Below are 15702 nucleotides of genomic sequence, written 5' to 3' on the forward strand. Positions count from 1 at the left end.
ATTCGGATATTCCCAAAGGTGTTCGGTGATCGTTGTTAGTCTGAAAGACGTCGAAGCAGCTTTTCAAAATCAGGATTATTGGATGTTAATTGATTAGCCCTACGCGCAGCAGTAATCGCTTCATTCAAAAGACCGGATTTTTCGTACATTAATGCAAGGCGATAGTGAAAAATAGAAACGTTTTCCTGTAAGAGAATCGCTTGTTGTAAATATTTTTCAGCCTCTTTCAGATCACCTAAAGCTAAATATATCTCCCCAAGAAAGGAAATAAAATGTGTATTTGTATCACATATGTTGATGGCTTGTAATGATGATGTTAATGAACCCTCAATATTGCCTGCTCTATATTGTAATACTGATAACTGGTGGAATAGTTTAGCTGATTTTGGGAAAACTAAGGTAGCAGAATGTAACATTTCTAAATGGGCGGGCGAGTTTGGGTTACGAGAAACAATACGTATGAGTTCCTCAATAAAATTTTGATGATCATTATCTTTCGAAAAATTTGTTGTGTTCAAGTTCATTTGGTCAAATGCCCGTTGAAACTTTTTCTCCCAGCTAGAACCAAACTCACGTCCTATAGAAGAAGATATCTTTACAAGAATTGAAGGGTCAATTCTTGTCTCCCATGGTGTATAGGTTGTATTCAGTAGGAGTAAAAGAAATTCATCATCAACTTGTTGTGGCATTTTAACGGCACCAATCATAGGCAAATTTTGCGAGGAATGAAGTTTCTCGAATGGCCAACATTCATACAAATACTTCGGGCCTCTATTGGTCTGATTATGTCGTTCGTATGTAGAAAGATTTAAATCGTGTATTAGTACATATGCAGATGGACTTAATATTGGCATTAACGACAAAAGATCTAATATCGCCCAAGGGTGCATATGGTCCCCGTCGATAAATGCTAAATCAACACCTTTACCAATCTCTTTTTGTAAATCTACAGCGAAAGATCCAAGCAAAAGCCTAACGTTAATTGAGGTATTAGGGAATAACTCTGAAATTGCTGCTCCAGTGGCCCTAGATTGATCAAGATAATAATTTGGGGAAAGGTCAATACCAATATATTCGGCTGATTGATTATTTGCTTCTAGGGCTTCTATAAAACTGCATCCGCTCCAGCCACTGGCAATACCGATTTCTACCACTTTTTTGGGGCGTGTTAGTTTGGTGAGACCTATCACTAATAGCTGGTCAAGTTCTGAGATATTTCCACTAACCCATGAAGGTTTTTTTTCAAGCAATGCCTGTGAAGTCGCGGTCGCGACAAACTCACATAATTCGGATGTAATTGCCATAAGTGTACATTCCCCATAATATTTTGTTAACCAAAATAGCGAGAACAAACTTCTTCGACATCTCCATCCATGAAAATTTTCCCATGTTCTAACCATATCGCCCGGTTACAGGTTTTCATTACCAGACTCTTAGAATGAGATGCAATAACTAAAATATTAGTCGCTTGCACCATTTCCCCTAATCGAGTCTCTGCCTTTTGCTTAAATCCTTCATCTCCAACAGAAAGCCATTCGTCCATTAACAAGATTTCTGGCCGAACAATTGTTGAAACAGCAAAAGCCAAACGTAAATGCATACCAGTAGAGTATGTCCGTACCGGCATATCAACGAAATCACCTAATTCCGAAAATTCTATAATTTCATCTAGTCGAGCAGTGATTTCAGCGCGAGAACGACCTAATAAACCACCTCGGAGGTAAATGTTTTCTCTACCCGTTGCCTCAGCATCAATCCCGAGAGAAATATCAATCAATGAACCAATCTCGCCTGAAGTTTTTGCTGTGCCCGATGACGGTTCATATGCTCCACTTAACAGACGAAGAAGTGTACTTTTGCCCGCACCGTTGTGTCCTAAAAGACCCACTCGATCACCATCTCTCAGTACAAATGACAAATTATCAATTGCACGAACAACAACTCTTCCTTGTTGATCCGAACCTAATTGCCCCCCAGTGGCCACTTGTAATAATCGTTTTTTCAATGAACGACCATCGGCATTGTAAATAGGGAAGTCTACGCAAACGTTATTGAATTCAACAAAAGCCATATATAAGTCTTCTTATAACCAGTAAGCAATTCGACGCTTATAGCGCCCGTAAACTATAAGTGCGAATGACCATCCAAGTACCGCAAGAGCAAGTGATATACCCCAGCTAGCAACGCCAGGTAACTGACCAAGTAATGGTGCGCGGACAATATTTATCAGATGGAACACAGGATTTAAACCTAGTATATATACCCCGACCCTTTCTGGGACTAAATGAGGCATCCACATTATTGGCGTGAAATAAAATATTACATTTAGAAGGCTGGCAATAATTTGGGGAAGATCTCTATACCTTGCACACAATATCCCTAAAACAAGTGCCATCCATGTTAAATTTAATGCTGTTAACATAAACCCCGGGATCGCTAGAAAAGCATATAATGTTAATGGCTTACCAACAGCTAAAAATACTAATGGAAGGATGACAATATTGTGACCTAATATAAGAATATTACGCCAAAGTATTCTTAATATATGTACAAACAAGGGAATGGGAAGTTGTTTAATAATGCGTTCTGCACTTATAAATCCAGCACAACCCTCATTTATTGTTGTAGTGAAAAAAGTCCAAAGAATCATGCCACAAGCAAGGAAGGGTAAAAACTCAGAAAGTGGTGCTCTGAAGATAGAGCCGAATACGATACCAATAGTACCGATTATTACCCCCATACTGATGGTCAACCAGAAGGGACCTAATGTTGAGCGGCGATATCTTTGTCTTACGTCCTGCCAACCAAGCATTCCTACTAATGAGAAACGTCTTATTGCAGCAGTAATATCTTTGAGGGCGACTTGTATAGAACTACCTTGCATTAGTTTAATCCAGCGATGAAAGTGAGGTATTTTAAACGGTGGGGGAATGTAGTCAACTTCAATTATCGTTCAAGTTTTAGCTTTGTGGTAGCTAAGAATATAATAAAGGTAGCTATTTTTCGCAAAGATTGTGCAGGGGTTAAGAAAAGAAACAAGTTGGTACATTTCATGTCAAAAGATGTTTAAGATGACTTTTAGTCATTTCTTTTTATTTCCCCAGTAAACTCTTATCTTGATGATGACATATCTATATGTTTTATATTGTTATTGTTTAATTTTCGCACTAATGTCATCCACTAAGATAATAATGTATGAGTATTGATTACTCCAATACAGCTTATTGTTTTTCATTATAACAACATCTTGTTGATCTAAACTTTTCCCCAATCAACAGCAGGTGAGTGTATTTGATGGTAAAGTTATCATCTTGATACCTAGTGTTAGTGTCATATGCGGCTTATTTAAGCATAATGCACTAATTTATCCGTCAGAGTACTTAGCTCTACTAGGTGCTCTTTTGACCTCACTATCACTAATCCCAGAGTGACTATGAGCGCAGAATCACATCTGTTATACCGTCAGTTACCGGCAATTGATCGCCTGCTGCACGAGCCTGAAATGGCATCTTTGGTGGCGGAGTATGGCTCTGTTCTATTGGCTGAAACCCTACGCCAGTTACAATTAGAGGCACGGGATCATATCCGCCAATTCGATACATTGCCTGACTGGTGTACAGATTGGCCTGCTGCTCTACGTCGACGGTTAAGCCAACGCCAGCCCGCGCTAAAACCTGTCTTTAACCTCTCCGGTACAGTTTTGCATACCAATTTAGGCCGTGCGTTGTTGGCTGAATCAGCCATTTCTGCTGTGGATGACGCGATGCGTGGCGCAGTGACGTTGGAATACTCGTTAAGTGGCGCGCGGCGGGGCCATCGTGATCGGGCGGTGGCTGACTTGCTTTGTGAACTGACCGGGGCTGAGGATGCTTGCATCGTCAATAACAATGCCGCGGCAGTATTCCTGATGTTAACTGTGATGGCAGCCGGGAAACAGGTAGTGGTTTCTCGTGGGGAATTGGTTGAAATTGGTGGCGCTTTTCGCATTCCTGATGTGATGCGTCAGGCGGGTTGTGAACTGGTGGAAGTGGGGACGACCAACCGTACTCATCTGAAAGATTATCGTCAGGCTATCAATGAACATACTGGCCTGCTAATGAAAGTTCATACCAGTAACTACAGCATTGAGGGTTTCACTGCCTCGGTTGCAGAGCAGCAACTGGCTACGTTAGGACGCGAGTTTGCCATCCCGACCGCAACTGATCTGGGCAGCGGTTCACTTATCGACATGACCTGCTATGGCCTGCCTGCCGAACCTATGCCACAACAATTGATTGCGGCGGGTGTCGATTTGGTGACTTTTTCCGGCGATAAGTTGCTGGGTGGCCCTCAAGCGGGGATTATTCTAGGCAAAAAACAGTGGATTGAGCAATTACAACAGCATCCCCTTAAACGAGTACTGCGGGCCGATAAAATGACTCTCGCTGCACTGGATGCGACTTTGCGTCTCTATCAGCAACCAGACCGATTGACTGAACAATTACCGACCATGCGGTTACTGACACGCCCGGCAGAGGCCATTGCCGAGAGCGCCCGTCGAGTGCAGGCCGGACTGGCTGGTTACTATACTGATTTTACTCTGGCTGTTGAGCCCTGTTCATCGCAGATTGGTAGTGGTTCATTGCCCGTCGATAGATTACCCAGTTGGGCGGTGACCTTTACGCCCAAAGAGGGGAGTGGGCGGGCTTTAGAGGCGCTAACGGAGCGCTTGCGTGGGCTAGCCAAACCCGTCATTGGCCGTGTTGCTGACGGGCGTTTGTGGCTGGACCTGCGTTGTCTTGAAGATGAAACCGAATTGCTCAGGGAACTGGCACTATGATTATTGCCACAGCGGGTCATGTTGATCACGGCAAAACGACGCTTTTACAGGCGATTACCGGGGTCAATGCTGATCGTCTACCGGAAGAAAAGCAGCGCGGGATGACGATTGACCTAGGCTATGCTTACTGGCCACAGCCTGATGGCACCATCATTGGGTTTATTGACGTTCCTGGCCATGAAAAGTTTTTAGCCAATATGCTCGCTGGCGTAGGTGGCATCGATCATGCCTTGCTGGTGGTCGCTTGTGATGATGGCGTGATGGCACAAACCCGCGAGCATCTGGCTATTTTACGACTGAGTGGGCATCCGACACTCACCGTGGCGCTAACCAAGGCGGATAGAGTTGATGGCGAGCGTATTGAGCAGGTTCGCCAGCAAGTCATGGCGGAACTGGTGGCACAAGGTTGGCAGGTTGAACGCGTCACTCTGTTTGTTACTGCGGCAGTGGCAGACCGTGGGATCAACGAATTGCGAGAACATTTAGCGCAATGTTATCAGCAAGATGAAGATGATGACCGGTTGCAAAGATGCTTTCGTTTGGCTATCGACCGCGCATTTAGTGTTAAGGGGGCCGGTTTAGTGGTAACAGGCACCGCGTTGGCAGGCAAGGTCGCGGTGGGGGATACATTATGGCTCACCGGTGGTGATTGCCCGGTGCGGGTGCGAGGCATCCACGCCCAAAACCAAAATACCCAGCAAGCGCGAGCCGGCCAGCGTATTGCTCTAAATATTAGTGGTGATATCAGTAAGCAGCAGGTTAACCGTGGCGATTGGTTGCTGGCGCAGCGGCCGCCAGAGGTGGTTGATCGCGTGCTGGTTGTCGTTGATGCAGACGCACCGATACAACATTGGCAACCGCTACATTTGCATCATGCAGCCAGCCATATTACCGGGCGCTTTTCGCTGCTCAACAATTCACAGTTTGAGGAGGGGAAACCTCAATGGGTGCTGGCCGAACTGTTGCTGGATAACCCACTCTGGCTGGCTGAAAATGACCGGGTGATCCTGCGGGATATCGCGGCGAAAAAGACATTGGGTGGTGCGCGGATCATTCATTTGTCCGTACCTAAACGGGGTAAGCGGCAACCGGCATTTTTAACTTGGCTCACCGAGCTGGCACAGGCAACGAGTGATCGTGAAGTGTTGGATTTGCATTTAACGCAGGGGCCAGTTTCTTTACGAAAATTCAGCTGGGCGCGTCAGCTGAAAGAGAGTGATACGGCCACATTACTGGCAAGCACCAATAGCATTGTGGCGGGTGATATCGCGCTGTCATTTCCTCATGCCCAACAGGCACAGCAAACCCTATTGCATGTTTTATGTTTGTATCATCAGCAACATAGTGATCAATTGGGGCTAGGGCGGGCGCGTTTACGGCGTATGGCTTTGCCGACACTGGATGAAGCGTTGGTTTTTCGCTTGATTGACACTTTGCTGGCGGAGGGAAAATTAAAAAATACCCGAGGCTGGCTGCATCTACCACAGCATGGTTTGGCATTCACAGAGCAAGAACAGGGGCTATGGCAGCAAGTCGCACCTTATTTTACTGACTCACCGTGGTGGGTACGGGATTTAGCCACGGCACTGCAAATCGATGAAGGTGAGATGCGGAGCCTGTTGCGAAAAGCGGCGCAACTGGGTTTTATCACGGCAATTGTTCCAGATCGCTATTACCTAAGCCAGAGGATTGAGCAGTTTGCTGATTTGGTCCGTGAGTTGGATGCCAGCCAAGGCAGCACCAGTGCTTCAGACTTTCGTGATCGGCTGGGGGTTGGCCGCAAGTTGGCTATTCAGATTCTCGAATTCTTTGACCGCAGTGGATTTACCCGACGCCGGGGCAATGACCATTTACTGCGCGACCGCGGATTGTTTGCTCCAATAGACTAAAATCTATTGATCTAAAAGATTAATGACAGCCTTGTTTTCATCATCGAAATTATCTGGGCAAGAAACCGTCTTCGCCAGTGGTTGTCACTGCGTTAATCAATCCAGATAGGTTGGCCTATATCATCAATATAGGCCATTGTATTATGTCGGTAGACTATTTCTGAAATTACTCCGCTGCCAATGTCTTTGGCTGACGGCGAATAAATATCACCACCAAGCCCAGCCACAGTAATCCACTGATCAGATTGAACAGATTAAAGATGCCGCTGTTGCCCCACAGATAGGCGACTTTGGCAAACTCAATGCCAAAAGTGAAGACCATCATACTGATCATCCCCATGGCGGCTGATACAGTGCCTTTACTCATCTCGCTGGAGAATAGAGTCAGTCGGACTAATCCGGCATTCGCCAAACCAATACCAAAGGCATAGAGACTCAGCCCGGCAGTCATCCACAGATAGGCATGAGATGAATAGAGTGTAGAGCCTGCGGCAATCATCAATCCCACAATCATCGGGCCTGCGCCGTAGCGGATAAGCTGTGGAACGCTGGTTTTACCGCTCAATCTCGCCAGTGTCAGGTTGCCAATAATCAGCGCACCGAAAATAGGAACCTGCAAGATACCGTATTCAACCGTTGAGAGTTGCTCGCCGCTAATCAGAATCACCGGGGATTGTGCAATCCACGCCAGCAACGGCAGACTGGCAAAGCCCAACGCCAGAGAACCACATAGGAAGCGGCGATTGGCGAGCACGAGTTTATAGTCGTGCCACATGGCCCCCACGGACAGTTTTTCCCCTTTGCGCGAGGCAGTTTCTGGCATAGCGCGCCACAAACCCACAAACGAAATGGCTCCCAGCACAGCAAATAGCACAAACATTGTCTGCCACGGCGCAACATGAATCAGTGCTGCCCCGGCCAGTGGGCCAAGTAGTGGGGCGATTAATGCCACATTTGCCATTAGCGCGGTAATTTTAATACAGACCGCCTCTTCAAATGATTCCTGAATCGTGGCGTAACCCACTGCACCAATAAAGCACAAGCCAATTCCTTGCAGGAAACGCATGGCTATAAATTGCTCGATGGTATTGACCAGTAAAATAGCCAGGCATGTCACAACAAAGAATGCGACTCCAGCCAGCATCACCGGACGTCGCCCACGGCGATCCGACAGCGGGCCAAGCAGCCATTGCAAGAACATACCGCCTGCCAGATAAGCCGTCATGGATGTCGGAACCCACTCTACGCTGGCGTTAAAATCAGCCACTACGGCCAGCATTCCGGGCTGAATCATATCGTTGGCAATATACGCAGCAAATTCGAACAACACTAAACACAAGGGAAATAAAAGCGCCCGCCGACCTAAACGCGTCGCGGGTGAAAATGAAGTTTGCATAGATTAAGCTATTAATAGTAAACAAAAAAATGGGACTGCTCAGGCAGGATATACAGTCAGAGCATGTCGGGACGGCTATTTTGCCGTCAATGTTCAAGTATAGCAACCCTCCTTACGGACTTGATGTTGCGGACATGCTAGCTGCAATACCATTTACTTTGTGTATATCACTCAATTTACGTTATTGTTTGCAGCCTGATGATTGGCATCCTAAATAACAAGAAAATAACTCGAGTGATAGAGAGTATGCATGACCAATAAGATTGGCTGGATTGATAATTTGCGCGCAGTGGCCTGCATTATGGTGGTTATGATCCATGCCACAACCTATTACGTCACCAGCGGTGCGCTGGTAGGGGAAACCAATTGGGACATTGCCAATTTATTGAATTCGGCTTCTCGTGCCTGTGTTCCGTTGTTTTTTATGATCTCTGGTTATCTGTTCTTTGGTGAAAAAAGCGCGCAATCAAAGCATTTTACCCGCATCGGGCTGTGCTTGTTGTTCTATAGCGTAGTGGCGCTGATTTACATTTCGACCCTGACCTCCATCAATGGTTGGGCTTCCCTGAACAATATTCTGCAAAAGCCGGTGTTTTATCATTTGTGGTTTTTTTACGCCATTATCGTGGTCTATCTGGTTTCACCGTTGATTAACGTCAAGCCGGTATCGGGACGCTATCTGGCGGTAATCATCTTGCTGTTGGCCGTGCTGGCTAACCCACAAACCAGTAAATACTCGATGGGCGACTTCCATTTACTACCAATAAATCTCTATATTTACGGCGATACTTTCTACTACCTGTTGTATGCGCTGTTGGGGCGGGCAATAGGGATGCTGGATACTCAAGGGCGAGCCATCAGTTGGGGGGCCGCATCGCTGTTTATAGTGAGCGTTATATTGATTGCCATTTCGACGGAGAAACAGACGCGAATTAATGGCAGCTTTGCAGATACTTTCTATATGTATTGTGGCCCGCTGGTTTTTGTTGCTGCTGTATCACTGTTGGTGTGGTTTAAAAATTGTCTGAATCGACCTGTTGCTTGGTTAAGCTGGCTTGCTGGGCATTCATTGGCGATTTATGGGTTCCACGCGCTGATTATTCATTTTATCCGCACCCATCATTACGATTTTACCGCCTATCCAATCTTGGACATTTTCTATGTCTTTGCGCTTGCACTGGCATTGAGTACGTTATTATCGATGGGGTTGCAGCGCATTGATAAGCGGCGTTTGGTCAGTTAACCACAACCAATCCACGCTGTTGCGCGCGACGTAATTGGCGACCGGAGGAGAACCCGGCCGCCAGTGCTGCCTTCTCCAGTGTTAATCCTTCCTGTAACCGAACTTCCGCTACCGCTACCCGTAATTGTTCGTGAAACTCGCGCACGCTGATCCCGACATGTTCCCGGAATAGTCGGGTTAAGTGGCGGCTACTGACATGGGCTTTTTGCGCAACATCAAGCAGCGACCACTCCGCTTGGGGTTCTGCCGACATCACATCTTGCGCGCGGTGAACCGCGGGATGAAGATGATTACGATAACGGAGCCAAGGAGAAAGCTGTGGATCATCACCAGAGCGGCGAAAATAAACCACCATTTCCCGCGCCACTTCCAATGCCGTCTGTGGGCTGCAATAGCGGCTAATCAGGTGCAAAGATAGGTCAATCCCCGCCGTAATCCCAGCACTGGTATACACCCCACGATCTTCAACAAAAATCCGATTCTCTTTGGTTTGCGCGCGTGGCGCTTGTTGGCGCAATCGCTCCAACACATGATGGTGGGTGGTGCATTGGTAACCATCCAGTAATCCGGCTTGGGCGGCTAACAGCGCACCAGAACAGACACAAACTAAGATGTTTTTTTGTTGCGCGATGGCTGCTTTCTGTTGCTGTAACCACTGGCGAGCCACGCCAGCCGTTTCGGTGGCAAAATAGTGGCGCGAATCACTCACTCCCGGCACCACCAACAAGCTACCTTCTGGCAAGCTATCGGGGAGTGGTTGTAGCTGGCCCAACATCATCTCGGTAGATGACATCACTTCCGGTAACGGGCTGATATAGGAAAGTGTAAACGCCCCAGCCAACCGCAAAGTTTCAGCAGGGCCGGTTAAATCCAGCGATAGCACGCCGGGCAGCAAGAGAAAGTAGACATTTCGTTGCATAATTAATCCACAGTTATCGTCAGATAACGGTTCATATAAGCCAGAATATCTGGGATAGGCTGTAGCAAAGTATCAACAAAAGCATCGCGTTCAAAGGCGATTACTTGCAAATCCCACACACAGAAAGATTCGTCTCGTGCTGCGCGCCAAATTCCGTGCTCCTGTACCCAGACTTTTACGCGCAATTCATTTTCGTTATCCCACCATCCGACAATCAGGTAATTCAGCGTTTTGCCTTGATGTTCAATCACCAACCCCACTCCGGGGCGATTTACCGTTTCAGCTTCATTAGGTAACCACTGTTTAACGAGTTGATAAGCCGGAGTGTAATCGGGTACCGCCCCTTGGGCCTGCGAATAACGAATGACATAGCGTTTCAACTGCCAGCGATTAAGATTTTTAATTCCCGCAGGCGTAATGGATCTGGGCAAGTAAGGCTGTGGTTGCCAACTGATTGGTGTTTCATTGGTTGTAATAGGCGGTTGTGAATCCAGCGCATCCAAGGTTTGGGCAACACTTTTAAGGGTGGCAAACCGGTCAACGAGCACCGTTTCAGTGCGTAGCTTCAATTCTTCACTGCTGAGTATTACGCCATTCGGTTGGGTCATAGGGAAGGTCAGCGTCGCTTCAGTGACAAACGTCACCTGATAGCCTAGATCTGATGCCACGCGAGCCGTCGTTTCGCAGCATTGTTCGGTGCGCATTCCGGCAATAATCAGATGATTGATATGCCGCTCCTTGAGCCATTGATCCAGCCCTGAATCTGTCAGCGCATTATGTACCCGTTTTTGCACAGTAACATCTGCTTGATGGGACACCAGTGACATGGGCTTAACATAGCCGGAAGCCAGAGAAAACGGGCCTTCAGCCGCCACATGAAAGACATCCACCAGAGCGACACCTCGCAGCTTACACCCAGCGATAAGCTGGTTTAAGGCCGCAGAAAATGCAGGTAAATCTTGCTGCTGCCAAAAATCTTTATGTTCAAACGATTGTTGGACATCAATGATAAGTAGTGCACTGTGAGTCATTTTCGGCCCTCCGCCGTGTAGGTAGAGGGCCATCATCACCGTGTTTTATGTTAAGTGGAATGCCAAATCCGGCCATCATAGGGAGTAAAAGAGACCAGATTCAGAACCACTACTCACATAATGGCAGTAATTGCTGATAGAGCTTTTTAAACGTGCTCCGACGAGCGGCATAATCGCGGTGCCGCTGTGCATCAGGATAATGGGTCTGTTCCAGTGGTAATGGTGGTAATAAATTGGCTAATGGAATATCTGGATTCAGGGCAATTTGCGCTAACCGAGCGGCACCCAAGGCTGGGCCAACGTCACCTCCGGTGCGATACTCCAGTGTCTGGCCACTGATATCTGCTAGCATTTGCCGCCAATAGGAGCTGCGTGCACCACCGCCAATTAATGTGACCGCTTTGGGCTGCAATCCACTGGCATGCAGAGCATCCATCCCATCGGCTAAGGCAAATCCTACGCCCTCCAACACCGCACGGGCCAAATCTGCTCGGCCATGTTGGTGAGTAAAGCCCCAGAAAGCGCCTTTAGCATTCGGATTATTATGGGGAGTCCGTTCACCGGAGAGATAGGGCAGAAACCACACGGGCGTGCTGGCGGAAGGCGTATTTTCCACGGCTTCAATGAGTGCTGGAACACTCTCCACGCCAGTGAGCTGGCAAGCCCAATCCAGACAGGATGCCGCACTTAGCATGACAGACATCAAATGCCAGGTATTTGGCAATGCATGACAAAAACTGTGCACTGCACTAGCAGGGTTACTCAGAAAACCATCACTGACCGCAAAATAGACGCCTGATGTACCCAGCGATAACATGGCTTGCCCGGTTTGGTATAACCCAACACCGATGGCACCGGCAGCATTATCACCTCCGCCTGCAACGACAGGCACCTGTTTAATTCCCCAACGGCGTGCTATATCAGCACTGACATGGCCGGTAATCTGGCTGCCTTCAAATAGGGTCGGCATGTGTTGGCGATTAAGGCCACAGGCCGCCAGCATTTCATCGCTCCAGTCGCGCTTGGCAACATTGAGCCACATTGTTCCGGCGGCATCGGACATATCAGAGGCAAAATCGCCACTGATGAGAAAACGAAGATAATCTTTTGGTAACAGCACCTTATCGATACGATTGAACATATCTGGCTCATGTTCCGCCAACCATTTCAGCTTCGGCGCGGTAAAACCCGGCATCATCAAATTACCCGTAATTTGGCGTGATTCTGGTACTGCTTTTTCCAGCGCCAAACATTGGGAAAAGCTGCGACCATCATTCCATAAAATGGCGGGACGCAGCACTTGATGCTGGTGGTCCAGCAAGGTTGCGCCGTGCATTTGCCCAGTTAGGCCGAGGGCTTTGACCTGTTGTAAATTATGCTCCGCGGCAAGAGCTTGCATGGCGTGATCAGTCGCCTGCCACCAATCAGCAGGGTTCTGTTCTGACCATAAAGGATGTGGGCGAGAGACGGATAACGCAGCACCTTGGCTGGCAATCACTTGCCCGTTTTCAGCCAGTAGAATGACTTTAACGCCGGAGGTGCCCAGATCGATGCCAATGTACATGTGTTTTCCTTATGCGAGATAGGGGCACCGTGTGCCCCCCTATTGACCATCAACCAAACAGATAGCGATTAACCAGATTTTCCAACTGCTCTTGATGCCCACTCTGATGCTGCGGGTTCAGATTATGCTGGCTGGCATAGCGGGCCAAATCTTCCAGTGACAACTTACCTTTCAGGATCTGTTGACCCAATTCAGTATTCCAACCGGCATAACGTTTCGCAACCCGTTGATCTAATTGCCCGTCTTCAATCATTTTGGCGGCAATTTTTAGTGCCAACGCCATGGTGTCCATTGCCCCAATATGGCCGTAAAACAGATCATATTTATCAGTACTTTGACGGCGCACTTTAGCATCGAAATTCAGGCCACCAGTGGTAAAACCACCTGCTTTCAGGATTTCAAACATGACCAGCGCATTTTCTTCAACACTGTTAGGGAACTGGTCGGTATCCCAACCCAGTTGTGGGTCGCCACGGTTCGCATCTACCGAGCCAAAAATGCCGAGCGCAATCGCACTGGCAATCTCATGGTGGAAGGAGTGCCCAGCCAGAGTGGCGTGGTTGGCTTCAATATTGACTTTAATTTCTTTTTCCAGCCCAAACTGTTTAAGGAAGCCATAAACAGTCGCAACATCATAATCATATTGATGCTTGGTCGGTTCCTGCGGTTTTGGCTCAATAAGCAGTGTGCCCTGAAAACCGGTTTTGTGTTTGTGCTCAACCACCATCTGCATAAAGCGACCAATCTGTTCGCGTTCTTGCCGTAAATCGGTGTTTAGTAGGGTTTCGTAACCTTCACGGCCACCCCATAACACATAGTTTTCACCGCCGAGTTTTTGGGTTGCATTCATTGCTGTGAAAACTTGAGTCGCAGCCCAGCTAAAAACTTCTGGATCTGGATTGGTTGCGGCACCGGCACCGTAGCGCGGGTGAGTAAAGCAGTTGGCTGTGCCCCATAATAATTTTACGCCGCTGCTCTCTTGTTTCTCGGCCAAAACATCAGTCATGGTAGCGAAGTTATTCAGATATTCTTTAAGAGATGAGCCTTCTGGTGACACATCCACATCGTGGAAGCAGTAATAAGGTACGTTTAATTTGTGGAAAAACTCAAATGCGACATCAGCTTTGCGTTTAGCGAGGGTGAGTGCATCACCCGGCTGTTGCCATGGACGCTCAAAGGCATTGCTGCCAAACATATCAGCCCCACCCCAGCAGAATGTGTGCCAGTAACAAGCCGCAAAGCGCAGATGGTCTGCCATCCGCTTACCAAGGATAATTTCATCCGGATTGTAGTGATGAAATGCCAGCGGATTAGTGCTCTGGCTGCCTTCGTAACGCACTTGTTCTAATTCATCAAAATAAGATTGCATGCAATACTCCTTGGAAGCTGGCCCGCATGACCGGGCTGGTGAGCTTTTATCTTCGGAGTTGTTTGTTATTCTCTCAATTACGTTATTTCACACTTAAATTCAGAGAATTATTAATTGTGGTGTAGATCTCATAAATAAACGATTAATTATAAAAATACCTTAATATTCATTGCACTGATAACATCTCTTGGTGGAATTATGTATTTTCTAGGAAAGAAAACATGATCGTTATCATAAAATTAACATTAAACCAAAAAACATAATTGGTGGATGAAAATCTGTAATTGCCGATGAGCAAATAAGCGTCAACAATCCCTAATGCAGTTGATGTTTACCGTTTCTCTTACCCTGCTTGCACAATAAGAAAGGTACTGAAAGATGAAATTTAAGAACATTTTACTCTCCGCTTGCGCCGCACTGGTAATGATTAGCCAGCCAGGCTTCAGTAAAGAAATTAAAATCGGTATGGCGATAGATGATCTACGCCTTGAGCGTTGGCAGAAAGATCGCGATATTTTTGTTAACAAGGCTGAATCCCTCGGTGCTAAAGTATTTGTTCAATCAGCAAATGGCAATGAAGAAACTCAAATGTCGCAGATTGAGAATATGATTAACCGTGGTGTGGATGTTCTTGTTATTATTCCCTATAACGGACAAGTATTAAGTAATGTTATTGCTGAAGCAAAACGAGAAGGTATAAAAGTCTTAGCTTATGATCGTATGATAAATAATGCTGATATTGATTTTTATATCTCCTTTGATAATGAGAAAGTCGGTGAGTTGCAAGCGAAGAGCCTGGTTGAGCGGGTACCGCAAGGCAATTATTTCCTGATGGGCGGTTCGCCTGTTGATAATAATGCCAAACTGTTCCGCCAAGGGCAGATGACAGTCCTTAATCCATTGATAAAAGACGGAAAAATAAAAATTGTTGGCGACCAGTGGGTTGATGCCTGGTTACCGGAAAATGCTTTGAAAATCATGGAGAACGCATTAACAGCCAACAATAATAAAATTGATGCCGTTGTGGCCTCTAATGATGCCACCGCAGGTGGTGCGATTCAGGCATTGGCGGCACAGGGGTTGGCAGGTAAAGTGGCTATTTCCGGGCAAGATGCTGACTTAGCTGCAATAAAACGTATTGTTGCAGGCACTCAAACCATGACTGTATATAAGCCAATCAGCAAATTAGCGAATGATGCCGCAGAAATTGCTGTGACTTTAGGTAAAGGTGAACAACCGCAATCGAACAGTAAATTAAATAATGGCATTAAAGATGTTCCGGCTTATTTGTTAACACCGATCCAAGTGGACAAAAACAATATCGACAGCACCATTATTGCTGATGGTTTCCACAAGAAAGCAGATATATATTAATTAACTTACCGCTAGTTTTTATCCGGTGATTAAATTAGCTGTTATTTCATATATGCCAAAGTTCTTGGAGTTGCAGTTAACACCCTGCAACTTCGAGG

At 46.7% G+C, this 15702-nt stretch carries 12 protein-coding genes; 4 read left to right on the forward strand and 8 right to left on the reverse strand.

All coding sequences use genetic code 11. The features are described 5' to 3' along the window. Positions 1-35 precede the first annotated feature (35 nt). Genes ACIOG0_RS00215 through ACIOG0_RS00225 form a run of 3 tightly spaced genes read right to left on the reverse strand, consistent with a single transcriptional unit; the run spans position 36 to position 2884 of the window. Positions 36-1304: a class I SAM-dependent methyltransferase gene (locus tag ACIOG0_RS00215; protein WP_050140071.1), complete on the reverse strand. Its 1269-nt coding sequence runs from the start codon at positions 1302-1304 to the stop codon at positions 36-38. Positions 1305-1330: 26 nt separating this feature from the next. Next, the gene (locus ACIOG0_RS00220) at positions 1331-2071 is read right to left on the reverse strand and encodes an ABC transporter ATP-binding protein (protein ID WP_050099432.1); all 741 of its coding nucleotides are present in this window, start codon (positions 2069-2071) and stop codon (positions 1331-1333) included. A 12-nt stretch (positions 2072-2083) separates the two neighbouring features. After that, positions 2084-2884: an ABC transporter permease gene (locus ACIOG0_RS00225; RefSeq protein WP_050099434.1), complete on the reverse strand. Its 801-nt coding sequence runs from the start codon at positions 2882-2884 to the stop codon at positions 2084-2086. 549 nt (positions 2885-3433) lie between these two features. Between ACIOG0_RS00225 and selA the strand changes: the two genes are divergently transcribed. Both selA and selB read left to right on the forward strand, forming a co-directional pair. Next, positions 3434-4819, forward strand: coding sequence for an L-seryl-tRNA(Sec) selenium transferase (gene selA / locus ACIOG0_RS00230; RefSeq protein WP_050140070.1), 1386 nt, complete (start codon positions 3434-3436; stop codon positions 4817-4819). Continuing rightward, entirely contained in the window at positions 4816-6708 is a 1893-nt protein-coding gene (selB, locus tag ACIOG0_RS00235; protein ID WP_128451721.1) for a selenocysteine-specific translation elongation factor, read from the forward strand. Before selA ends, selB begins: the two co-directional genes overlap by 4 nt. Before the next feature lie 166 nt (positions 6709-6874). Here selB and ACIOG0_RS00240 read toward each other — a convergent pair whose 3' ends face one another. Continuing rightward, entirely contained in the window at positions 6875-8104 is a 1230-nt protein-coding gene (locus ACIOG0_RS00240) for an MFS transporter (RefSeq protein WP_050099437.1), read from the reverse strand. Positions 8105-8354: 250 nt separating this feature from the next. Here ACIOG0_RS00240 and ACIOG0_RS00245 point away from each other — a divergent pair, with 250 nt between their 5' ends. Then, positions 8355-9347, forward strand: a complete 993-nt coding sequence (locus ACIOG0_RS00245) for an acyltransferase (protein WP_128451722.1) — start codon at positions 8355-8357, stop codon at positions 9345-9347. On the opposite strand, the gene ACIOG0_RS00250 is transcribed toward ACIOG0_RS00245, so the two are convergent. The 4 genes from ACIOG0_RS00250 to xylA all read right to left on the reverse strand — a co-directional run bounded on the left by ACIOG0_RS00250 (position 9340) and on the right by xylA (position 14230). Further along, positions 9340-10266 (reverse strand): GlxA family transcriptional regulator, encoded by a 927-nt coding sequence (locus ACIOG0_RS00250; RefSeq protein WP_050099439.1) that lies wholly within the window; start codon positions 10264-10266, stop codon positions 9340-9342. The genes ACIOG0_RS00245 and ACIOG0_RS00250 overlap by 8 nt on opposite strands. A gap of 2 nt (positions 10267-10268) precedes the next feature. Next, positions 10269-11297, reverse strand: coding sequence for an isochorismatase family protein (locus ACIOG0_RS00255; protein WP_050295643.1), 1029 nt, complete (start codon positions 11295-11297; stop codon positions 10269-10271). A 109-nt stretch (positions 11298-11406) separates the two neighbouring features. After that, entirely contained in the window at positions 11407-12861 is a 1455-nt protein-coding gene (gene xylB, locus ACIOG0_RS00260) for a xylulokinase (protein ID WP_050140066.1), read from the reverse strand. A gap of 49 nt (positions 12862-12910) precedes the next feature. Then, positions 12911-14230 carry a xylose isomerase gene (gene xylA / locus ACIOG0_RS00265; RefSeq protein ID WP_145524607.1) on the reverse strand — a complete coding sequence of 440 codons (1320 nt, stop codon included), beginning with the start codon at positions 14228-14230 and terminating at the stop codon, positions 12911-12913. Positions 14231-14608: 378 nt separating this feature from the next. Here xylA and xylF point away from each other — a divergent pair, with 378 nt between their 5' ends. Continuing rightward, positions 14609-15604, forward strand: coding sequence for a D-xylose ABC transporter substrate-binding protein (gene xylF, locus ACIOG0_RS00270; RefSeq protein ID WP_050099443.1), 996 nt, complete (start codon positions 14609-14611; stop codon positions 15602-15604). Positions 15605-15702 lie beyond the last annotated feature (98 nt).

The organism is Yersinia vastinensis, from assembly GCF_044905075.1.
Taxonomy (GTDB): domain Bacteria; phylum Pseudomonadota; class Gammaproteobacteria; order Enterobacterales; family Enterobacteriaceae; genus Yersinia; species Yersinia vastinensis.

Excerpts from the sequence above, each read along its gene's own strand:
- ACIOG0_RS00215 (WP_050140071.1), bottom strand. The coding sequence starts at position 1,304 with ATGGCAATTACATCCGAATTATGTGAGTTTGTCGCGACCGCGACTTCA.
- ACIOG0_RS00220 (WP_050099432.1), bottom strand. The coding sequence starts at position 2,071 with ATGGCTTTTGTTGAATTCAATAACGTTTGCGTAGACTTCCCTATTTAC.
- ACIOG0_RS00225 (WP_050099434.1), bottom strand. The coding sequence starts at position 2,884 with ATGCAAGGTAGTTCTATACAAGTCGCCCTCAAAGATATTACTGCTGCA.
- selA (WP_050140070.1), top strand. The coding sequence starts at position 3,434 with ATGAGCGCAGAATCACATCTGTTATACCGTCAGTTACCGGCAATTGAT.
- selB (WP_128451721.1), top strand. The coding sequence starts at position 4,816 with ATGATTATTGCCACAGCGGGTCATGTTGATCACGGCAAAACGACGCTT.
- ACIOG0_RS00240 (WP_050099437.1), bottom strand. The coding sequence starts at position 8,104 with ATGCAAACTTCATTTTCACCCGCGACGCGTTTAGGTCGGCGGGCGCTT.
- ACIOG0_RS00245 (WP_128451722.1), top strand. The coding sequence starts at position 8,355 with ATGACCAATAAGATTGGCTGGATTGATAATTTGCGCGCAGTGGCCTGC.
- ACIOG0_RS00250 (WP_050099439.1), bottom strand. The coding sequence starts at position 10,266 with ATGCAACGAAATGTCTACTTTCTCTTGCTGCCCGGCGTGCTATCGCTG.
- ACIOG0_RS00255 (WP_050295643.1), bottom strand. The coding sequence starts at position 11,297 with ATGACTCACAGTGCACTACTTATCATTGATGTCCAACAATCGTTTGAA.
- xylB (WP_050140066.1), bottom strand. The coding sequence starts at position 12,861 with ATGTACATTGGCATCGATCTGGGCACCTCCGGCGTTAAAGTCATTCTA.
- xylA (WP_145524607.1), bottom strand. The coding sequence starts at position 14,230 with ATGCAATCTTATTTTGATGAATTAGAACAAGTGCGTTACGAAGGCAGC.
- xylF (WP_050099443.1), top strand. The coding sequence starts at position 14,609 with ATGAAATTTAAGAACATTTTACTCTCCGCTTGCGCCGCACTGGTAATG.